17 protein-coding genes, 2 tRNA genes and 3 rRNA genes are annotated in these 20,108 nt (G+C 57.9%); 13 read left to right on the forward strand and 9 right to left on the reverse strand.

The window, feature by feature from the left end:
* Positions 1-48 precede the first annotated feature (48 nt).
* From rrf to AC1DIS_RS04925, 5 genes are all read right to left on the reverse strand, one after another.
* Positions 49-164, reverse strand: a 5S ribosomal RNA gene (gene rrf / locus AC1DIS_RS04905).
* Between the two features lie 155 nt (positions 165-319).
* Positions 320-3,211: ribosomal RNA gene (locus AC1DIS_RS04910) — 23S ribosomal RNA — on the reverse strand.
* 246 nt (positions 3,212-3,457) lie between these two features.
* Positions 3,458-3,533, reverse strand: a tRNA-Ala gene (locus AC1DIS_RS04915).
* A gap of 29 nt (positions 3,534-3,562) precedes the next feature.
* Positions 3,563-3,639 (reverse strand) — tRNA-Ile (locus AC1DIS_RS04920).
* A gap of 82 nt (positions 3,640-3,721) precedes the next feature.
* Positions 3,722-5,260 (reverse strand): 16S ribosomal RNA (locus tag AC1DIS_RS04925).
* Together the 16S, 23S and 5S rRNA genes with 2 tRNA genes alongside form the textbook arrangement of a ribosomal RNA operon.
* A 474-nt stretch (positions 5,261-5,734) precedes the next feature.
* Here AC1DIS_RS04925 and rhtA point away from each other — a divergent pair.
* From rhtA to AC1DIS_RS04945, 4 genes are all read left to right on the forward strand, one after another.
* On the forward strand, positions 5,735-6,622 hold the full coding sequence (rhtA, locus tag AC1DIS_RS04930; protein ID WP_018929954.1) for a threonine/homoserine exporter RhtA: 888 nt from the start codon (positions 5,735-5,737) through the stop codon (positions 6,620-6,622).
* 170 nt (positions 6,623-6,792) lie between these two features.
* Positions 6,793-7,074 (forward strand): hypothetical protein, encoded by a 282-nt coding sequence (locus AC1DIS_RS04935; RefSeq protein WP_018929955.1) that lies wholly within the window; start codon positions 6,793-6,795, stop codon positions 7,072-7,074.
* Between the two features lie 99 nt (positions 7,075-7,173).
* Positions 7,174-7,914 (forward strand): SDR family oxidoreductase, encoded by a 741-nt coding sequence (locus tag AC1DIS_RS04940; RefSeq protein ID WP_477743419.1) that lies wholly within the window; start codon positions 7,174-7,176, stop codon positions 7,912-7,914.
* 35 nt (positions 7,915-7,949) lie between these two features.
* Positions 7,950-8,546 (forward strand): 2-hydroxychromene-2-carboxylate isomerase, encoded by a 597-nt coding sequence (locus AC1DIS_RS04945; RefSeq protein WP_204124618.1) that lies wholly within the window; start codon positions 7,950-7,952, stop codon positions 8,544-8,546.
* 47 nt (positions 8,547-8,593) lie between these two features.
* On the opposite strand, the gene AC1DIS_RS04950 is transcribed toward AC1DIS_RS04945, so the two are convergent.
* The 4 genes from AC1DIS_RS04950 to AC1DIS_RS04965 all read right to left on the reverse strand — a co-directional run bounded on the left by AC1DIS_RS04950 (position 8,594) and on the right by AC1DIS_RS04965 (position 12,817).
* Entirely contained in the window at positions 8,594-10,402 is a 1,809-nt protein-coding gene (locus AC1DIS_RS04950; RefSeq protein WP_477743420.1) for an aminopeptidase P family protein, read from the reverse strand.
* 56 nt (positions 10,403-10,458) lie between these two features.
* Positions 10,459-11,625, reverse strand: coding sequence for a cysteine desulfurase family protein (locus AC1DIS_RS04955; protein WP_477743421.1), 1,167 nt, complete (start codon positions 11,623-11,625; stop codon positions 10,459-10,461).
* A 205-nt stretch (positions 11,626-11,830) separates the two neighbouring features.
* Positions 11,831-12,442 (reverse strand): LysE family translocator, encoded by a 612-nt coding sequence (locus tag AC1DIS_RS04960; protein WP_428635092.1) that lies wholly within the window; start codon positions 12,440-12,442, stop codon positions 11,831-11,833.
* Positions 12,443-12,547: 105 nt separating this feature from the next.
* Positions 12,548-12,817 carry a hypothetical protein gene (locus AC1DIS_RS04965; protein WP_192379612.1) on the reverse strand — a complete coding sequence of 90 codons (270 nt, stop codon included), beginning with the start codon at positions 12,815-12,817 and terminating at the stop codon, positions 12,548-12,550.
* Positions 12,818-13,128: 311 nt separating this feature from the next.
* Here AC1DIS_RS04965 and AC1DIS_RS04970 point away from each other — a divergent pair, with 311 nt between their 5' ends.
* From AC1DIS_RS04970 to AC1DIS_RS05010, 9 genes are all read left to right on the forward strand, one after another.
* Entirely contained in the window at positions 13,129-13,587 is a 459-nt protein-coding gene (locus tag AC1DIS_RS04970; RefSeq protein ID WP_019582478.1) for a VOC family protein, read from the forward strand.
* Positions 13,588-13,848: 261 nt separating this feature from the next.
* On the forward strand, positions 13,849-15,060 hold the full coding sequence (locus AC1DIS_RS04975) for a PepSY-associated TM helix domain-containing protein (protein ID WP_064616801.1): 1,212 nt from the start codon (positions 13,849-13,851) through the stop codon (positions 15,058-15,060).
* Complete coding sequence (locus AC1DIS_RS04980; RefSeq protein WP_018929964.1) at positions 15,057-15,599, forward strand: hypothetical protein; 543 nt, start codon at positions 15,057-15,059, stop codon at positions 15,597-15,599. Before AC1DIS_RS04975 ends, AC1DIS_RS04980 begins: the two co-directional genes overlap by 4 nt.
* Entirely contained in the window at positions 15,596-15,916 is a 321-nt protein-coding gene (locus AC1DIS_RS04985; protein ID WP_436275231.1) for a hypothetical protein, read from the forward strand. The genes AC1DIS_RS04980 and AC1DIS_RS04985 overlap by 4 nt, the downstream gene beginning before the upstream one ends.
* A 2-nt stretch (positions 15,917-15,918) precedes the next feature.
* The gene (locus tag AC1DIS_RS04990; RefSeq protein WP_414868196.1) at positions 15,919-16,491 is read left to right on the forward strand and encodes a DUF6162 family protein; all 573 of its coding nucleotides are present in this window, start codon (positions 15,919-15,921) and stop codon (positions 16,489-16,491) included.
* Between the two features lie 35 nt (positions 16,492-16,526).
* The gene (locus AC1DIS_RS04995; protein ID WP_019582483.1) at positions 16,527-17,453 is read left to right on the forward strand and encodes a metal ABC transporter substrate-binding protein; all 927 of its coding nucleotides are present in this window, start codon (positions 16,527-16,529) and stop codon (positions 17,451-17,453) included.
* On the forward strand, positions 17,450-18,193 hold the full coding sequence (locus AC1DIS_RS05000) for a metal ABC transporter ATP-binding protein (protein WP_477743422.1): 744 nt from the start codon (positions 17,450-17,452) through the stop codon (positions 18,191-18,193). Before AC1DIS_RS04995 ends, AC1DIS_RS05000 begins: the two co-directional genes overlap by 4 nt.
* Entirely contained in the window at positions 18,193-19,092 is a 900-nt protein-coding gene (locus tag AC1DIS_RS05005) for a metal ABC transporter permease (RefSeq protein ID WP_018929969.1), read from the forward strand. The genes AC1DIS_RS05000 and AC1DIS_RS05005 overlap by 1 nt, the downstream gene beginning before the upstream one ends.
* Positions 19,093-20,007 (forward strand): metal ABC transporter substrate-binding protein, encoded by a 915-nt coding sequence (locus AC1DIS_RS05010; protein ID WP_477748767.1) that lies wholly within the window; start codon positions 19,093-19,095, stop codon positions 20,005-20,007.
* The last annotated feature ends 101 nt before the right edge of the window (positions 20,008-20,108 follow it).

Raw genomic sequence — 20,108 nt, forward strand, 5'->3', positions numbered from 1 at the left:
AAAACAAAACCCCTACCTGCATACGCAGATAGGGGTTTCGGAATTTAATCTTGACGATGACCTACTCTCACATGGGGAAACCCCACACTACCATCGGCGATGCATCGTTTCACTTCTGAGTTCGGGATGGGATCAGGTGGTTCCAATGCTCTATGGTCGTCAAGAAATTCGGGTACCGAACCGTCTTTCGACGCTTCAGCAAATTGGGTATGCGATAGTTTCTGCGGTTTTTGTGAATGCTTGCGAACTTTCGGTTCATTGCGTCTTCACACACCGCAATCTGGTGTCCTTTCGGATCAGCAAATTGCTTGGGTGTTATATGGTCAAGCCTCACGGGCAATTAGTATTGGTTAGCTCAACGCCTCACAGCGCTTACACACCCAACCTATCAACGTCGTAGTCTTCGACGGCCCTTCAGGGGACTCAAGGTCCCAGTGAGATCTCATCTTGAGGCTAGTTTCCCGCTTAGATGCTTTCAGCGGTTATCTATTCCGAACATAGCTACCCGGCAATGCCACTGGCGTGACAACCGGAACACCAGAGGTTCGTCCACTCCGGTCCTCTCGTACTAGGAGCAGCCCCTCTCAAATCTCAAACGTCCACGGCAGATAGGGACCGAACTGTCTCACGACGTTCTAAACCCAGCTCGCGTACCACTTTAAATGGCGAACAGCCATACCCTTGGGACCGGCTTCAGCCCCAGGATGTGATGAGCCGACATCGAGGTGCCAAACACCGCCGTCGATATGAACTCTTGGGCGGTATCAGCCTGTTATCCCCGGAGTACCTTTTATCCGTTGAGCGATGGCCCTTCCATACAGAACCACCGGATCACTAAGACCTACTTTCGTACCTGCTCGACGTGTCTGTCTCGCAGTCAAGCGCGCTTTTGCCTTTATACTCTACGACCGATTTCCGACCGGTCTGAGCGCACCTTCGTACTCCTCCGTTACTCTTTAGGAGGAGACCGCCCCAGTCAAACTACCCACCATACACTGTCCTCGATCCGGATAACGGACCTGAGTTAGAACCTCAAAGTTGCCAGGGTGGTATTTCAAGGATGGCTCCACGCGAACTGGCGTCCACGCTTCAAAGCCTCCCACCTATCCTACACAAGCAAATTCAAAGTCCAGTGCAAAGCTATAGTAAAGGTTCACGGGGTCTTTCCGTCTAGCCGCGGATACACTGCATCTTCACAGCGATTTCAATTTCACTGAGTCTCGGGTGGAGACAGCGCCGCCATCGTTACGCCATTCGTGCAGGTCGGAACTTACCCGACAAGGAATTTCGCTACCTTAGGACCGTTATAGTTACGGCCGCCGTTTACCGGGGCTTCGATCAAGAGCTTCGCGTTAGCTAACCCCATCAATTAACCTTCCGGCACCGGGCAGGCGTCACACCCTATACGTCCACTTTCGTGTTTGCAGAGTGCTGTGTTTTTAATAAACAGTCGCAGCGGCCTGGTATCTTCGACCGGCGTGGGCTTACGCAGCAAGTGCTTCACCCTCACCGGCGCACCTTCTCCCGAAGTTACGGTGCCATTTTGCCTAGTTCCTTCACCCGAGTTCTCTCAAGCGCCTTGGTATTCTCTACCCAACCACCTGTGTCGGTTTGGGGTACGGTTCCTGGTTACCTGAAGCTTAGAAGCTTTTCTTGGAAGCATGGCATCAACCACTTCGTGTTCTAAAAGAACACTCGTCATCAGCTCTCGGCCTTAGAATCCCGGATTTACCTAAGATTCCAGCCTACCACCTTAAACTTGGACAACCAACGCCAAGCTGGCCTAGCCTTCTCCGTCCCTCCATCGCAATAACCAGAAGTACAGGAATATTAACCTGTTTTCCATCGACTACGCTTTTCAGCCTCGCCTTAGGGACCGACTAACCCTGCGTCGATTAACGTTGCGCAGGAAACCTTGGTCTTTCGGCGTGGGTGTTTTTCACACCCATTGTCGTTACTCATGTCAGCATTCGCACTTCTGATACCTCCAGCAAGCTTCTCAACTCACCTTCACAGGCTTACAGAACGCTCCTCTACCGCATCACCTAAGTGATACCCGTAGCTTCGGTGTATGGTTTGAGCCCCGTTACATCTTCCGCGCAGGCCGACTCGACTAGTGAGCTATTACGCTTTCTTTAAAGGGTGGCTGCTTCTAAGCCAACCTCCTAGCTGTCTAAGCCTTCCCACATCGTTTCCCACTTAACCATAACTTTGGGACCTTAGCTGACGGTCTGGGTTGTTTCCCTTTTCACGACGGACGTTAGCACCCGCCGTGTGTCTCCCATGCTCGGCACTTGTAGGTATTCGGAGTTTGCATCGGTTTGGTAAGTCGGGATGACCCCCTAGCCGAAACAGTGCTCTACCCCCTACAGTGATACATGAGGCGCTACCTAAATAGCTTTCGAGGAGAACCAGCTATCTCCGAGCTTGATTAGCCTTTCACTCCGATCCACAGGTCATCCGCTAACTTTTCAACGGTAGTCGGTTCGGTCCTCCAGTCAGTGTTACCTAACCTTCAACCTGCCCATGGATAGATCGCCCGGTTTCGGGTCTATTCCCAGCGACTAGACGCCCTATTAAGACTCGCTTTCGCTACGCCTCCCCTATTCGGTTAAGCTCGCCACTGAAAATAAGTCGCTGACCCATTATACAAAAGGTACGCAGTCACCCAACAAAGTGGGCTCCCACTGCTTGTACGCATACGGTTTCAGGATCTATTTCACTCCCCTCTCCGGGGTTCTTTTCGCCTTTCCCTCACGGTACTAGTTCACTATCGGTCAGTCAGTAGTATTTAGCCTTGGAGGATGGTCCCCCCATATTCAGACAAAGTTTCTCGTGCTCCGTCCTACTCGATTTCATTGACAAGAGATTTTCGCGTACAGGGCTATCACCCACTATGGCCGCACTTTCCAGAGCGTTCCGCTAATCTCAAATCAACTTAAGGGCTAGTCCCCGTTCGCTCGCCACTACTAAGGGAATCTCGGTTGATTTCTTTTCCTCAGGGTACTTAGATGTTTCAGTTCCCCTGGTTCGCCTCTTGCACCTATGTATTCAGTACAAGATAACCATCTTATGATGGCTGGGTTCCCCCATTCAGACATCTCCGGATCAAAGTCTGTTTGCCGACTCCCCGAAGCTTTTCGCAGGCTACCACGTCTTTCATCGCCTCTGACTGCCAAGGCATCCACCGTATGCGCTTCTTCACTTGACCATATAACCCCAAGCAATCTGGTTATACTGTGAAGACGACATTCGCCGAAAATTCGCATGCTCAATTAAGAGTAACTCACAAATTTTACCTTAGCCTGATCCGTTACCAGTGAAAGTAACGTTCAGTCTATCTTTCTATCACATACCCAAATTTTTAAAGAACGATCTAGCCAAAGACTAGAAATCAACATTCACCATCATCACGATGGAATGCTCATTTCTAAGCTTTCAACAACAGAAGCAGTAGTGGTGGAGCCAAACGGGATCGAACCGTTGACCTCCTGCGTGCAAGGCAGGCGCTCTCCCAGCTGAGCTATGGCCCCGTATTTCTACAGGTATTCCCACACAAAATTGGTGGGTCTGGGCAGATTCGAACTGCCGACCTCACCCTTATCAGGGGTGCGCTCTAACCAACTGAGCTACAGACCCAATTTCGGGCTGCTTCGTATCGTCTTCTTCAATGAATCAAGCAATTCGTGTGGGAACTTATGGAGCAGCTGATGTCGTCGATTAAGGAGGTGATCCAGCCGCAGGTTCCCCTACGGCTACCTTGTTACGACTTCACCCCAGTCATGAATCACACCGTGGTAACCGTCCCCCCGAAGGTTAGACTAGCTACTTCTGGTGCAACCCACTCCCATGGTGTGACGGGCGGTGTGTACAAGGCCCGGGAACGTATTCACCGCGACATTCTGATTCGCGATTACTAGCGATTCCGACTTCACGCAGTCGAGTTGCAGACTGCGATCCGGACTACGATCGGTTTTATGGGATTAGCTCCACCTCGCGGCTTGGCAACCCTCTGTACCGACCATTGTAGCACGTGTGTAGCCCAGGCCGTAAGGGCCATGATGACTTGACGTCATCCCCACCTTCCTCCGGTTTGTCACCGGCAGTCTCCTTAGAGTGCCCACCATTACGTGCTGGTAACTAAGGACAAGGGTTGCGCTCGTTACGGGACTTAACCCAACATCTCACGACACGAGCTGACGACAGCCATGCAGCACCTGTCTCAATGCTCCCGAAGGCACCAATCCATCTCTGGAAAGTTCATTGGATGTCAAGGCCTGGTAAGGTTCTTCGCGTTGCTTCGAATTAAACCACATGCTCCACCGCTTGTGCGGGCCCCCGTCAATTCATTTGAGTTTTAACCTTGCGGCCGTACTCCCCAGGCGGTCAACTTAATGCGTTAGCTGCGCCACTAAGAGCTCAAGGCTCCCAACGGCTAGTTGACATCGTTTACGGCGTGGACTACCAGGGTATCTAATCCTGTTTGCTCCCCACGCTTTCGCACCTCAGTGTCAGTATCAGTCCAGGTGGTCGCCTTCGCCACTGGTGTTCCTTCCTATATCTACGCATTTCACCGCTACACAGGAAATTCCACCACCCTCTACCATACTCTAGCTCGACAGTTTTGAATGCAGTTCCCAGGTTGAGCCCGGGGATTTCACATCCAACTTAACGAACCACCTACGCGCGCTTTACGCCCAGTAATTCCGATTAACGCTTGCACCCTCTGTATTACCGCGGCTGCTGGCACAGAGTTAGCCGGTGCTTATTCTGTCGGTAACGTCAAAACAATTACGTATTAGGTAACTGCCCTTCCTCCCAACTTAAAGTGCTTTACAATCCGAAGACCTTCTTCACACACGCGGCATGGCTGGATCAGGCTTTCGCCCATTGTCCAATATTCCCCACTGCTGCCTCCCGTAGGAGTCTGGACCGTGTCTCAGTTCCAGTGTGACTGATCATCCTCTCAGACCAGTTACGGATCGTCGCCTTGGTGAGCCATTACCTCACCAACTAGCTAATCCGACCTAGGCTCATCTGATAGCGCAAGGCCCGAAGGTCCCCTGCTTTCTCCCGTAGGACGTATGCGGTATTAGCGTTCGTTTCCGAACGTTATCCCCCACTACCAGGCAGATTCCTAGGCATTACTCACCCGTCCGCCGCTCGCCACCAGGTACAAGTACCCGTGCTGCCGCTCGACTTGCATGTGTTAGGCCTGCCGCCAGCGTTCAATCTGAGCCATGATCAAACTCTTCAGTTCAAACATCTTTGGGTTTTTAAGAAACCCTAAACTTGGCTCAGCAATCGTTGGTTACATCTTTGATTTCTCGCGGAGTAACTTGTGATGCTGATAATCTTGTTGACTATCAGTCTGACCAGCGTTAGTCGCTGCTGTCAACACCTCTTTTTCTCCGCTTTCGACCGAGAAGATCGAATCGTCAATAAGGCGACAATCCCCTGCCCTATCAACTCCTTCTGGCTTCGATGAACTGAAGCGTAACCGCTGTCGAAAACTGCATAACTCGTTGTTTACCAAGGAGTTTTCCGTTTCGACTGCGCCGGAAGTGGGGCGAATTATAGACGTCCAGAATCTGCCGTCAACCCCTGATTACGCTTTTCTATCAGGATGTTCAAAATCCCTGCTTATATATAGACGCAACCGCAACGAATGCGCAGTATATTGCCCAACACATTACAAACTACTCTCGTTTCTCACCTCGGACGATGCCACGCAATGAATGACCACCCCCGCAGCCTTGCCTCGACCCTGTTCTCGGTAGGCCTGCTCTTGATAGCCATGGCATCGATCCAGTCCGGAGCCTCCCTGGCCAAAAGCATGTTCCCGGTTATCGGCGCTCAAGGGACCACCACCCTGCGGCTGATCTTCGCCAGCGTGATCATGCTGCTGCTATTGCGCCCATGGCGAGCGAAGCTCACCGCAAAATCCCTGCGCACGGTAATTGTCTATGGGATGGCGCTGGGCGGCATGAACTTCCTCTTCTATATGTCCTTGAACACTGTCCCTCTGGGTATCGCGGTAGCCCTGGAGTTCACCGGCCCATTAGCGGTCGCTATTTATGCCTCACGTCGGGCGATCGACTTTCTGTGGATCGCTCTGGCGGCAGTGGGTTTACTGCTGTTGATTCCAACTGGCGCCACGAGCGCAGGTATTGATCTGATTGGCGCAGGTTATGCCCTTGGCGCCGGTGTCTGCTGGGCGTTGTACATTCTGTTCGGCCAGAAGGCCGGTGCCGACAATGGCGTGCAGACCGCCGCATTGGGCGTGATGATTGCTGCACTGTTCGTAGCCCCCATCGGTATCGTCCATGCTGGTGCTGCGCTGCTGACACCCTCGCTGATTCCCGTGGCCATCGGGGTCGCGATTCTGTCCACTGCCCTGCCCTACACCCTGGAGATGGTCGCCCTCACACGGCTGCCGGCCCGGACCTTCGGCACATTGATGAGTATCGAGCCCGCGTTCGGTGCACTGTCCGGCCTGTTGTTCCTCCATGAATACCTTTCCCTGTCTCAGTGGATGGCAATCCTGTGCATCATTCTGGCGTCCGTCGGCGCAACCATGACCATGGGGAGCACCGCCAAGCCCGCAGTTGCGGCGGATTGATACGAGATTTGACGAGGGTCTAGTATTTACCGCTCATTTAGGCCATGTTTAGGCCACGTAACTCAGTGTCAGACATGGATTTTTTCAGATAGGGATATCAGAACGCTTCAAGCAAAAGCGAATGCAGGCAGACCCGGGCACAAAGATCCGGGGCCTCAATAAGGACAGCAATGAAACGAATTTTGATACTGATCGCCGTGCTTGCAGTTGCGGGCTGCGCGGCGACCTCGAAAACCCAGATCAAACACGGCAAGAAAGGGCTGCATATCAACTGTTCCGGGCTGTCGTCCTCCTGGGACCAGTGCTACACCAGCGCTGCCAACTCGTGCGCGCCCAAGGGTTACAAGGTGATTGCCAAGTCTGGGGATGCGGTCGAAGAGCCCGGAGATTATCCGTTTGGCCTTAACCCGGCCGGCTATACCAGCCGCAGCATGATCGTCATCTGCAAGTAATCCTCCAACCCTATTGGGCTTGCGTAGCCCGATAGGCGCCTCGCCCGGGATGCTGCTAACGTTCGTCAGTCACTGACCGTTCAGCAAAGGGCGACATCCATGACCACCGCTATCAATAGCAAGAAAATCGTATTGGTCGTCGGCGCAGGCGATGCCACCGGCGGCGCCATCGCCAAGCGTTTTGCCCGAGAAGGCTACGTCGCCTGCGTCACACGTCGCAGCGCAGACAAACTTCAGCCACTGGTAGATGCCATCACGATCAGCGGCGGCGAGGCTCATGGTTTTGCCTGCGATGCGCGCAAAGAAGAGGACGTGATTGCGCTCGTCGAGCAGATCGAAACCGCGATCGGCCCCATCGAAGCGTTCGTCTTCAATATCGGCGCCAATGTGCCCTGCAGTATTCTCGAAGAAACCGCTCGCAAGTATTTCAAGATCTGGGAAATGGCCTGTTTCTCAGGGTTTCTCAACGCTCGCGAAGTGGCCAAGCGCATGGTCACCCGCCAACGGGGCACGATCCTGTTCACCGGGGCCACCGCCGGTTTGCGCGGTGCCGCAGGTTTTGCTGCCTTCGCCGGCGCCAAGCACGGGATTCGCGCCCTGGCCCAAAGCATGGCCCGCGAACTGGGGCCGATGAACATCCACGTCGCCCATGTGGTGGTCGATGGTGCCATCGACACCGACTTTATTCGCGACAGTTTTCCGGAAAAATACGCGACCAAGGATCAGGACGGCATCCTCAATCCCGAGCATATCGCCGAAAACTATTGGTACTTACACAGCCAGCCACGGGACGCCTGGACGTTCGAGCTGGATCTGCGCCCCTGGAGCGAACGCTGGTAAGCCTTCCCCTACGACAAAAAGAAGAGCACATCGACATGAGTAAAACCGTGGAGTTCTTTTTCGACCTCGGCAGCCCCGCCACCTACCTGGCCTACACCCAACTGCCGAAAATCTGCGCGCAGACCGATAGTCAGCTGATCTACAAACCGATGCTGCTGGGCGGCGTCTTCAAAGCCACCGGCAACGCCTCCCCGGTGACTATTCCGGCCAAGGGTCGCTACATGTTTCAGGACCTGGACCGCTATGCCAAGCGTTACGGTGTACCACTGAAGTTCAACCCGCACTTCCCCATCAATACCCTGATGTTGATGCGCGCGGTCACGGGTATGCAATTACGTCATCCCGAACGCTTTCAGGCGTTTATCGATTGCCTGTTTCATGCCCTGTGGGTGGAAGGGCGCAGCCTCGATGATCCCGCGACCGTTGCCGCCGTGCTGACGCAAAACGGTTTCGATCCGAATGAAGTGCTGGCACTGACCGCCGATGAGAACGTCAAAGCCGCCCTCAAGAAAAACACCGAGGAAGCAGTACAACGCGGTGTATTCGGCGCACCGAGCATGTTTGTCGGGAATCAACTGTTCTTCGGCCAGGATCGGCTGGACTTCGTCCTTGAAGCCCTGCGGGCACAATAGCCAGGCTTGAGTTCAGGCGCTGTTTCCAGCAACTGAACTCAAGCCGATCAAATAGCCGCGGTCCGGGTGTTCAACCACTCAAGGGCCGCGCCATCGAGCAACGGGCTCAGGCGCTCGCGCACTTCGGCATGGTAGCCGTTGAACCACTGCTTTTCGTCTTCGGTCAGCAACGACGGTTCCAGGCAACGGGTGTCGATCGGGCACAGGGTCAGGGTTTCGAACTTCAGGAATTCACCGAACTCGCTCTTGCCCGCCTCGCGGTTCAACACCAGGTTCTCGATCCGCACGCCCCAGCGGCCCGGACGGTAGGTGCCCGGTTCGATGGAAGTGATCATCCCTGGCTGCATTGCAGTTTGCGGCGCGGCTGCCGCCTGATAGGCGATCACTTGCGGGCCTTCGTGAACGTTGAGGAAGTAGCCGACGCCGTGACCGGTGCCATGACCGTAGTCGACACTTTCGGCCCAGATCGGTGCGCGGGCAATGGCGTCCAGCAACGGCGACAGAATGCCCCGCGGGAACTGCGCGCGGGAGAGTGCAATCACGCCTTTGAGTACGCGGGTGCAATCGCGCTTCTGCTCGTCAGTCGGCGTCCCCACCGGCACCATCCGCGTAATGTCGGTAGTGCCGCCCAAGTATTGGCCGCCGGAGTCGATCAGCAACAGGCCGTCACCCTCGATGACCGCGTGCTCTTCTTCGGTGGCGTGGTAATGCGGCATCGCACCGTTGGCATTAAACGCAGCAATGGTGTTGAAGCTCAGTGACACATAATCCGGACGCCGGGTGCGGGCCGCGGTCAGGTGTTCGTCGATGGTCAGTTCGGTGATGCGCTCACGCCCCCATGCCGCCTCCAGCCAGGCGAAGAATTCGCACAGCGCCGCGCCATCCTGCTCCATGGCCCGACGGATGTGCTGGGCATCGGCCAGGCTTTTTTGTGACTTGGCCAGGGTGGTCGGGTTCAGGCCTTCGACCAGTTTCACATCACTGTTCAAGTTATCCAGCAGACCCGCCGTGACCCGCGCCGGATCGACTTGCAGGCTCGCGCCGCTTGGTATGGCGCGCAAGGCGGCGGCCACTTCGCTGTAATCGCGCAGGGTCACGCCGTCCTGTTCAAGGATGGCACGCAGCTCGGCACTGACTTTGCTCAGGGTGACGAACAAGGTGGCCTGTTGCTGACTAATGAGCGCGAAAGACACAAACACCGGGTTGAACGACACATCGCCGCCGCGCAAGTTGAACAGCCAGGCGATGTCATCGAGGGTGGCAATGAAATGCCAGTCGGCACCGCGCTCTTTCAACACGTCACGCAGCTGGGCGAGTTTTTCGCCACGGCTGACGGTCGCCTGAGGCGGTAAGTGTTGATAAATCGGCTCGTTCGGCAAGCTCGGGCGATCACTCCAGACTTCGCTCAGCAAATCGATGTCAGTGCGCAGACGTGCGCCGCGTTCTTGGAGTTTGCTGCTCAGGGTACGCGCCGACGCCACGGCCATCACCGCGCCATCGACTGCGACGACACCGCCTTCAGGCGTTTGCTCGGCCAGCCAATCAAGCGGGCCGGGTTGACCCGGTTGCAGCTTGACCAGCTCGATACCGCTGCCCTTGAGTTCCTTGCTCGCTTGTTCCCAATAGCGGCTGTCGGCCCAGACGCCGGCGAAATCCGGCGTGACGATCAGCGTGCCGACCGAGCCATGGAAACCCGACAGCCACTGCCGCCCCTGCCAATAGCCCGGCAGGTATTCCGACAGGTGCGGGTCGGCCGACGGCACCAACAGAGCATGAATGCCCTCCCGGCTCATCAGCTCGCGGGTTTGCGCCAGGCGCCGGGGTACCAATCCATTGATCGAAGGCTGCGTACTCATCGTGTCTCCTGCTAACCACTTCATCATTATTGTTTGGTGCCGATCAGAGTCGGCGCTTAAGGACCTGTCGCCCAGAATGCCGGTGCACTGGCGGCGGCCGTTTTGATCAGGTGCGCAGCCTGGTCGATATCTTGCTCGGTGGTGAAACGCCCCAGGCTCAGGCGAATGGTGCGACTGGCCGAGCGCGCGTCATGCCCCAGCGCCAGCAGCACATGAGATGGTGCATTACTGGCGGAGTTGCAGGCCGACGTCGCGGAAAACGCGATCGAGGTGCTCAACGCCGCGGAATTGAACTCACCTTCGTTGAAGGTCAGGCTCAGGGTATGGGGAATGCGTTGGGTCGGACTGCCATTGACGCGAATACCGGAAATGCTCAGCAGCTGATCGAGCAAGCGTTCACGCAGGCGCACGATGGTGGCTTTTTCTTCATCGAACAATGCGGCCGCCAGTGCGAAAGCGGCGCCCATGGCTGCGATCTGGTGCGTCGCCAGAGTACCGGAACGCAACCCGCCCTCATGGCCGCCACCGTGGATCTGCGCCTGCAGGCGCTGTTGCGCACGGGGCCCGACGTACAGCGCGCCGATGCCTTTGGGGCCGTAGACCTTATGCGCCGAGAACGACATCAAATCCACTGGCCACCGGGCCAGGTCGATCGCCACTTTGCCCGCGCCCTGAGCCGCGTCAACGTGGAACAACGAATCGCGATCACGCACCACCTGGCCGATGGCCGGGATGTCGTTGACGGTGCCCAGTTCGTTATTGACCAGCATCAGCGACACCAGAAAGGTGTCTTCGCGCATCGCCTCGCTGACTGCTTGCGGAGTTATCAGGCCTTCGGCATCGGGCACCAGATACGTCACGGCAACGCCGGCATCCTGCAATTGTTTGGCAGTATCGAGAATTGCCTTGTGTTCAATCTGGCTGGTGATGATATGTCCGCCGGACACACCGCGGGCCTGGGTAACGCCCTTGAGTGCCAGGTTGTTGGATTCGGTGGCTCCGGAGGTCCAGACGATCTGCTCGGCCTGGGCGCCCACCAGTTCGGCGACCTGGCGCCGTGCGTGCTCGACCGATTGCCGGGCCTGTTGACCGAAGGTATGGGAGCTGGACGCTGGATTGCCGAAGTTACCCGTGAAGCCCAGACACTCAACCATCACCTTGATGACCCGCTCATCCACCGGCGTGGTGGCGGCGTAGTCGAAATACAACGGACGTTTATTCATAGAAGACTCGCAGAGCGTGTTCCGGGATCAGGAAGCTCGTCACTGGAAATATCAAAGCGCCGCCTTATGAGCGGCGCCGAATTTGCAGAACGATAGCAATACCTGATCGGAGGCCGTTAAAGAAGAACAACTTCATTTAAAAGTGCGTAGGAACGCTCCTGAAGTCGAGCTTAACAGGCATCGGGCAACCGGTTGAAGCAATGCGTCAGCTAAAACTTTCAAGCAACAACGGATACATGGAAGCCACCAGCAACAAGGCCATGCCCCAGTTGAACAGGCGTAGCCAGCGGCGATCGCGCAGCACATTGCGCAACAGCGTGCCACAACCAGCCCACACACCGACGCTCGGCAGGTTGATCAGAGCGAAGACCGCGGCAATCACAATCACATTGGTGAAATAGCCCTGCATCGGCGTGTAGGTGCTGATGGCACCGATGGCCATGATCCAGGCCTTGGGGTTGACCCATTGAAACGCCGCCGCGCCCAAATAACTGATCGGCTTGCCCTCGCCCTGCTCACCCTCGGTGACCGGCCCGGAATGCGCAATCTTCCAGGCCAGGTACAGCAAATACGCCGCGCCGACATAACGCAGCACGGTGTAAAGCAGTGGATAGGTTTGAAACACGGTGCCCAGGCCGAAACCAACGGCCACCACCAACACGAAGAAGCCGCAGGTAATGCCCAGCATGTGAGGGATGGTGCGGCTAAAGCCGAAATTCACGCCCGAGGCCAGCAACATGGTGTTGTTCGGGCCGGGGGTGATCGAGGTGACAAGGGCGAACAGGGCAAAGCCCAGCAGCAGGTCGAGCGAGAGCATGGGGGGGGGGCAGTCCATCAGAGTCAGTCAGGTGTTGACCCTATCGCACGCCTTGAGGGAAGCCCATGGACAGTTGCGTGAAAGTTCGAGCAGTACAGTTGTCGCTCAGCTTTGGCGACCGTGCAGCTGTACTGTGCGCTCGGCGTTCATCTCGCCTTGCTTGTCAAAACTGATCGATTTGGTCGGCTGACCGAGCAATTCGGCTTTCTTCGCGTGGTACTCCTCGAAGGACAAGCCCCGACGGTTCAAGGCTTCCAGCGCCAGTTCCCGGGTTTCTTCAGCGGTGTAGGGGCGTAGTTCCGGTGAAACATGACTGGCACATCCGGCGAGGACGGAAACGGCGAGCAACAGAAAAGTGGTGAGTAGAGTTTTCATTTCGAAAGTCCGGATAGCTGGGTTCGGGGCAATGAACACAGGCTACCGACGCGCCCCGACGGGCAGAAATCAATGCTCTCGATAGTGGGTATCGGGAATTGGTGAACTGGCAGTGAACAAGCGTCGCGCCACAGAGAACCTGTCGATCCAGGTTCTTACCGCTGATGCACCAAAATTGCAGTGCAGTGCGTTGTCGTGACTGCGGCTACTCGTCGGGCACTCGGTTGTGGCGAAGGGGTTGACCTATAGTTATCCGACCGGAAAACGGCGAAGGAACACCTTAACTCCACAACAATAAAGGGAGAACCGTCATGAGCGTCAAACCTATTCCAGAGGGTTATCACAGCATCACCCCTTATCTGGGCATCCAGAAAGCTGCCGAAGCCATCGACTTCTACAAGAAAGCCTTTGGCGCCACCGAAGTCATGCGTCTGGCCATGCCCGACGGCGGCATCGGGCACGCCGAACTGCGTATCGGCGATAGCCCGATCATGCTGGGCACACCCTGTGACCAGGGGCCCTTGAGCAACCCGGACAAATCGCCGTCCGTGGGCCTGCATTTGTATGTGAACGATGTGGACAAGTCCTATAAACAGGCCATCGATGCCGGTGCCACGGTGGTGTCCGAGGTCAAGGATCAGTTTTATGGCGACCGCACGGGGACCTTGAAGGATCCCTATGGGCATGTGTGGTTTCTGGCCACGCGCAAGGAGGATCTGACGCAGGAACAGATCGAACAGCGGGCGAAGGAGATGTTCAAGCAGGGTTGATAGCTTCGGTATGTGATCAGCCCCCATCGCGAGCAGGCTCGCGATGGGGGCATCACATTCAACATCAATATTGGCTGTTCCCACGCAGCGCAGAAACACGAAACATTTACTTTCATATCCCCTTTCGGGATTTCCGATGCTCATACGTCTTATTTAGATGCAGCCGGTCGCGTAGGCAAAAGCCACGACCGGGCCTTTCATGGACCTCAACGCTGGGAAGCCCGCAGCAGAGGTCCTCTCATCGAAACAAGACCTTTAATCATGTCGAAGAAATCCCGCTCAAAACTCTGGTTTCTGGTCCATAGCTGGCTGGCCCTGCCCATCTGGTTCTTTGTATTGATCGTCTGTGTGACCGGCACATTGGCGGTGGTCAGTCAGGAAATCGTCTGGCTGGCCAACCCGCAAATGCGCGCCAGCCCGCCTTCGGACGACGCGCCGCTGCTCAGCTATGACCAGATCATCGCCGCCATCAAAAAGGCCGAGCCCCAAACGCTGGTCGAAAGTATCAACCGTCCCGACGAGTCGCATTTCGCCCTGGATGTGAAGGTCAGCTACCCGGACGGACGCTCGGTGACGGTCTATGTGAACCCCTACAGCGGGGCGATTCAGGGCACCGCTCCACCCTTCAACTTCCAGGCCTTCACTCGCGCGCTGCATGGGTGGTGGCTGGTGCCATTCACCAACGGCTACAGCTGGGGCTGGTATCTGGTGTCGTTCCTCGGCTTGCCGATGCTGGCTTCACTGGTGACGGGGCTCGTGGTCTACAAACGGTTCTGGAAAGGCTTCTTGCGACCGACCCTGCGCATTCGTCATGGCGCGCGGATTTTCTGGGGCGACTTTCACCGGCTCAGCGGCATCTGGTCGATCTGGTTCATTGCGGTGATTTCCGTCACCAGCACCTGGTTCATGATTGAAGCGATCCTGTCCGATAACCACATTTCGATTTCCACCGCGCCGGTCGCCCCCGTCGTCCCGCGTGAGAGCGTGCCGCTCACCGTCGATGGCGCACCGGCGCCGATGATCAGCCTGGAAAGCGCGATCCGCGAGGCCAAGGAACGCATTCCTGGCCTGGAAGACAGCTCTGTCAGCCTCCCCGCCAATGCCTATAGCCATCTTTTGGTGAGCGGGCGCAGTTGGTACCCGTTGATCTACCAGAGCGCCGAGGTCAACCCTTACACCGGTGACATTTCCACCACGCGCCTGCTGTCGGATCGTTCGGGTCTGGAGCTGGTGACCGAATCCATGCGTCCGCTGCACACCGGCGATTTCGGCGGTATCTGGATCAAGCTGATCTGGTTCTTCTTCGGTCTGATCCTGAGCATGATGGTCCTCAGCGGCCTGTTGATCTGGACCAAACGCACCGCCCTGGCCACGGCCAATGCGCTCAAGCGCAGCAACAAGCGTCCACGGGCTGCGCTGACCGGCCAGCCGGCCCCGGCCATGAGCCGCGAAGCCACGGAGGGCAGCCGATGAGCCAGGTCGCAGCAGAAAAACCACGCTCGCCGCTAAGCCGCTTCTGGCACACATGGCGTTTCCACATCAACGTGCTGCTGTTGCTGGTGCCGCTGGGGTTCATGCCCAAATACTTCGCCGACGCAGCGCTGTTTCGCGGAGACACCGGCCTGGGTGAGCGTGAAGTCGGTGAAATTCAGGTCGGCCCCTGGAGCCTGCGCCTGGCTGAATTGCGCAACGCAGCCCCGGTATCCGATGGCCCGGCCGGCTACTTGAAGTCCTTCAATGCTGCGCTCTGCGACAGTTGTCGCGATCAGGTCAAGGCGACTTACCTGCGCATTGGCAAACCGCGCAGCCTGCGCGCCGCCGGGGTGATTTTCTTTGGCACGCCCTACCACATGGGCGCCGCGCTACCGGTACCCGAAAAGACCAAAAACGACGCTGAACTGTGGATCACCATGGAAGGCTGGGACGGCGCCATGCATCAAGCCTCCATCCCCCTGAGCCAGGCGTCGCCGGCCACCGTCGCATGGCTGAACAGACAAGGAGGCAAACCATGACCAGCGTTTTTCGCCCCGTTTTACTGGTGCTCTGCACCGTCTTCAGCGCCAGCGCCCTGGCCCACAACCCGATGTGCGAGTGCAAGGCCATCGACGCCGAACAGATCCGTTGCACCGGTGGTTTCTCCGACGGCAGCGGCGCGCCGGGCGTGACCCTGGATGTGATCGGCTACGATGAAACCATTCTGGTGCCAGGCAAGCTCGGCACCGATTCGACCCTGACGTTCAAGAAGCCCGGCGCTGAATTCTACGTGCTGTTCGACGCCGGTCCCGGCCACGTGGTCGAGATCGACCAAGCCGACATCGAGGCGCCCTGAGCATGAGCACGCCAACCACCCAAGTGGTGCGCCCGGCCGGAGCCGGCCATGAAACCCTCTATGTGTTGCTGTTGTGCCTGATGATTCTGGCGGTGGCCGGCTCGGTAGTCGCCTGGCGCGGCGAGTCCCGGGAAGTGAGCAGCGTCGGCACCCATCAACTGGATGCCCGCCGCGACCTGAGCGCATCCGAGCAAGGTATTTACGCAGACCTGCGGGTCACGCTGGATGAAATCCACCTGTTGCGCGAGGAACAACAAGCGCTGCCCACACCCGCCACCCTCGCCGAGGAAGGTTTCGCGCCGTTTGCCCAAGACGCCAGTTCTGTCAGTCGAGGCGGTCATGCCTGGCAATTGCTGGACGCCAAGGCGTACTTCGGCCAGAGCCAGGCACCCACCGTGGCCGGCTCATTCCTGATGCGTTTGACTGCTGACGACGATGCGCCAGACATCTGGCTCAACCGCTCCAAAGCCCTCGCGCCCCCGGCTGATCTGACTGACGCCGCGCTGGAAAGCGCTGGCTGGCAGCAGATCGTCGCGCAATTCGATGCCGGGGTCACCCGCCAGCATCGGCACTGAACCCTCGCCCTCACCCGAGAGAAGACCGCTTTCCCATGCCTAGTTCATCTCAACGTCGTTTTTTGCGCCTGCTACTGGTCGGCCTGCTTGCCTGTTTGCTGACGCCTCTGGCCAGTGCCGACGAAGCCAAGCGCCTGCGCATCGGCATCACCCTGCACCCTTATTACAGCTACGTGGCCAATATCGTCGGCGACAAGGCCGAAGTGGTGCCGTTGATTCCGGCCGGTTTCAACCCGCACGCCTATGAGCCCCGCGCCGAGGACATCAAACGCATCAGCGGGCTCGACGTGATCGTACTCAACGGCGTGGGCCATGACGACTTCGCCGACCGCATGATCGCCGCCAGCGAAACCCCGAATATCAAAGTGATCGAAGCCAACGAAAACGTGCCGCTGTTGGCCGCCACCGGTGTCGCCGCTCGCGGTGCCGGTAAAGTGGTGAACCCGCACACGTTCTTGTCGATCAGCGCTTCGATTGCCCAGGTCAACAACATTGCCCGCGAGTTGGGCAAGCTCGACCCGGCCAACGCTAAAACCTACACCCAGAATGCCCGCGCCTACGGTAAGCGCCTGCGGCAGATGCGCGCCGATGCCCTGGCCAAACTGACCCAGGCGCCGAACGCCGAGCTGCGCGTGGCCACGGTCCATGCCGCCTACGACTATCTGCTGCGCGAGTTCGGCCTGGAAGTCACCGCCGTGGTCGAGCCGGCCCACGGCATCGAACCCAGCCCCAGCCAACTGAAAAAGACCATCGATCAACTGCGGGAGCTGGACGTGAAAGTGATCTTCTCGGAGATGGATTTCCCGTCCACTTACGTCGAAACCATCCAGCGCGAATCGGGGGTGAAGCTGTATCCGCTGTCGCACATTTCCTATGGCGAATACACCGCCGACAAGTACGAAAAGGAAATGACCGGCAACCTCAACACCGTGGTTCGGGCGATTCAGGAGTCCGGCGCATGACCGCTCAAGAAACCCTGACCGTACAAAGCGCCGGCCCGACCCTCGACTTCGCCGAAGTCAGCCTGACCCTCGGTCGCACGACGATCCTCGACAACGTGACCTTTCAGGTCCGGCCCGGCAGCGTGCATGCCCTGGTCGGCCCCAACGGTGGCGGCAAGAGTTCGCTGATCAAGACCCTGCTCGGGCAGATGCCGCATCAGGGCCGTTTGAGCCTGCAATGGCCCGGCGAACCCGGGACGATCGGCTACGTGCCGCAAGCGCTGGAGTTTGATCGCGGTTTGCCAATGACTGTCGACGACTTCATGGCGGCCATGTGTCAGCGGCTCCCGGCGTTCCTCGGTTTGAGCAAGCATTACGCGACGGCCATCGGCGAGGCGCTGGAACGGGTCGGCATGCAGGACAAACGCAAACGGCGCATGGGCGCGCTGTCCGGCGGCGAACGCCAGCGGGTTTTGTTGGCCCAAGGGCTGATTCCGGCGCCACAGTTGCTGGTGCTCGATGAACCGATGTCGGCGCTCGATGAGGCCGGTATCCAAGTGTTCGAACGGCTGCTGGGCGATTGGCGCCAGAGCGGCATCACCGTGCTGTGGATCGAACATGATCTGGAAGCGGTCGGGCGTCTGGCGGACCGGGTCACCGGGCTCAATCGTCGGGTGTTGTTCGATGCCACGCCGAAACAGGCGCTGACCCCGGAGCGACTGCTGACTCTGTTCTCGACCCATCCCCGGAGCGCTGCCTGATGAGCTACGAAGCCTTTCGTTTGATGGTCCAGGGTTGGGCCTCGTCGGGTTACCTGCCGGAAGCGCTGGCCTATGGATTTGTGGTCAACGCCCTGCTCGCTGGATTGCTGATCGGCCCGGTGCTGGGCGGTTTGGGCACGCTGGTGGTGGTCAAGCGCTTCGCATTTTTCTCCGAAGCGGTGGGTCACGCGGCGTTGACTGGCGTGGCCATCGGCATTCTGCTCGGTGAACCTTACACCGGGCCTTATGGCAGCCTGTTCGGTTACTGCCTGCTGTTCGGGATTTTGCTGAACTACCTGCGCAACCGCACGGGTCTGGCGCCGGATACATTGATCGGCGTGTTTCTGTCGGTGTCGTTGGCGCTGGGCGCGAGCCTGCTGTTGATTCTGGCGGGCAAGATCAATGTGCACATTCTGGAAAACGTGCTGTTCGGCTCGGTACTGACGGTCAACGGCAACGACCTGCTGGTGTTGGCCATCGTCGGCTCGCTGGTCATGGCACTGGCCCTGCCGCTGTACAACCGCATCATGCTTGCCAGTTTCAACCCGCAACTGGCGGCGGTACGTGGCGTGGCGGTGAAAACCCTGGACTACCTGTTCGTGATCCTGGTGACGCTGATCACGGTGGCTGCGGTGAAAGTCATCGGCGCGATTCTGGTCGGCGCCCTACTGGTGATTCCAGCGGCGGCCGCGCGCTTGCTCAGCCAGTCGTTGAAGGGTTTTTTCTGGTGTTCGGTGCTGATTGCCACGGTGAGCACCTTGTGCGGAATTCTCGCGCCGATTGTCTTTGACCTGCCCATCCCGTCCGGTGCCGCGATCATTCTGGTGGCCGGTATCGCCTTCGCCCTGGCCGCGATCGCTCGCGGCATCCTCCCCAGCCTGAAAGGGAACCTCGGATAAATGTGCTTTTCTCTGCGTCAACTGACCCTGGCATTGACCTTCACATTGCCCCTGTGCGGTCTGGCCAATACTTGCGCTGCGGCGGACAGCGCCAAACCGCTGCACGTGCTGGCGTCCTTGCCGATCACCTATGGTCTGGGCGAAGTGTTGCTCAAAGGCACCGAAATCAAACTGGAACGGGCCGCTCCAGAGAATCTGCCCGGCAGCCGACAGACCACCTATTTCACCGGTCGTGGCGCTCCGGCGCTGGCCAAGCTGGCGACCGACGCCGATGCCGTGATTGGTCTGCGTTCCCTGTGGGCGGATGATCCGCTGTACCCGATATCCCGGCGCAGCAATATTCGTATCGTCGAAGTCGACGCCGCCCGCCCGGTGGACGGCGCCCTTCCCGGCATCGCCGTGCAGCCCGGCAGCAAGGTCGACGGGTTGAACAGCCAGCCGTGGCTTTCCAGCAACAACATGGGGCGCATGGCAGACGTGATGGCGGCGGACCTGGTGCGCCTGGCGCCGGCGGCCAAACCGACCATCGAGGCCAATCTCGCAGCGCTCAAGCAGCGCCTGCTCAAGCTCAGTGCCGACAGTGAAGCGCGGCTGGCCAGTGCCGATAACCTGAGCGTGATGAGCCTGAGCGATCATTTCGGCTACCTGATCGGCGGCCTCAACCTGGAGCTGATCGGCCTCGATGCACGGCCAGATGCCGAGTGGACGCCTGAAGCGCTCAAGCAGTTGAGTGCGACGCTCAAGGACCATGACGTGGCGGTGGTGTTGCATCATCGACAGCCGTCGGAGGCGGTGAAAGCGGCGATCTCGCAGGCAGGCAGTCGGTTGGTGGTGTTGAGTGTCGATGCGGCGGATCCGGTGGCCGAGCTGGAAGGGAATGTGGATCAAGTGATCAAGGGGTTGAGCGGGGCATAACGTCAGTTAAACCCGCGATGGCAGCCGCGCAGACAACAGAGATTTCAAACGTGAAAAACCCGCTGACCGTCACCGGTTCAGCGGGTTTCTTTTTGCGCGGC

The sequence above is a fragment of the Pseudomonas sp. 05N433 genome (assembly GCF_056396925.1).

Bases quoted from the DNA above. Each gene is read 5' to 3' on its own strand.
- AC1DIS_RS04965 (WP_192379612.1), bottom strand. From the start codon at position 12,817: ATGAAAACTCTACTCACCACTTTTCTGTTGCTCGCCGTTTCCGTCCTC.
- AC1DIS_RS04945 (WP_204124618.1), top strand. From the start codon at position 7,950: ATGAGTAAAACCGTGGAGTTCTTTTTCGACCTCGGCAGCCCCGCCACC.
- AC1DIS_RS04995 (WP_019582483.1), top strand. From the start codon at position 16,527: ATGCCTAGTTCATCTCAACGTCGTTTTTTGCGCCTGCTACTGGTCGGC.
- AC1DIS_RS05010 (WP_477748767.1), top strand. From the start codon at position 19,093: ATGTGCTTTTCTCTGCGTCAACTGACCCTGGCATTGACCTTCACATTG.
- AC1DIS_RS04970 (WP_019582478.1), top strand. From the start codon at position 13,129: ATGAGCGTCAAACCTATTCCAGAGGGTTATCACAGCATCACCCCTTAT.
- AC1DIS_RS04975 (WP_064616801.1), top strand. From the start codon at position 13,849: ATGTCGAAGAAATCCCGCTCAAAACTCTGGTTTCTGGTCCATAGCTGG.
- AC1DIS_RS04990 (WP_414868196.1), top strand. From the start codon at position 15,919: ATGAGCACGCCAACCACCCAAGTGGTGCGCCCGGCCGGAGCCGGCCAT.
- rhtA (WP_018929954.1), top strand. From the start codon at position 5,735: ATGAATGACCACCCCCGCAGCCTTGCCTCGACCCTGTTCTCGGTAGGC.
- AC1DIS_RS04980 (WP_018929964.1), top strand. From the start codon at position 15,057: ATGAGCCAGGTCGCAGCAGAAAAACCACGCTCGCCGCTAAGCCGCTTC.
- AC1DIS_RS04960 (WP_428635092.1), bottom strand. From the start codon at position 12,442: ATGCTCTCGCTCGACCTGCTGCTGGGCTTTGCCCTGTTCGCCCTTGTC.
- AC1DIS_RS04955 (WP_477743421.1), bottom strand. From the start codon at position 11,625: ATGAATAAACGTCCGTTGTATTTCGACTACGCCGCCACCACGCCGGTG.
- AC1DIS_RS05005 (WP_018929969.1), top strand. From the start codon at position 18,193: ATGAGCTACGAAGCCTTTCGTTTGATGGTCCAGGGTTGGGCCTCGTCG.
- AC1DIS_RS04950 (WP_477743420.1), bottom strand. From the start codon at position 10,402: ATGAGTACGCAGCCTTCGATCAATGGATTGGTACCCCGGCGCCTGGCG.
- AC1DIS_RS04985 (WP_436275231.1), top strand. From the start codon at position 15,596: ATGACCAGCGTTTTTCGCCCCGTTTTACTGGTGCTCTGCACCGTCTTC.
- AC1DIS_RS04935 (WP_018929955.1), top strand. From the start codon at position 6,793: ATGAAACGAATTTTGATACTGATCGCCGTGCTTGCAGTTGCGGGCTGC.
- AC1DIS_RS05000 (WP_477743422.1), top strand. From the start codon at position 17,450: ATGACCGCTCAAGAAACCCTGACCGTACAAAGCGCCGGCCCGACCCTC.
- AC1DIS_RS04940 (WP_477743419.1), top strand. From the start codon at position 7,174: ATGACCACCGCTATCAATAGCAAGAAAATCGTATTGGTCGTCGGCGCA.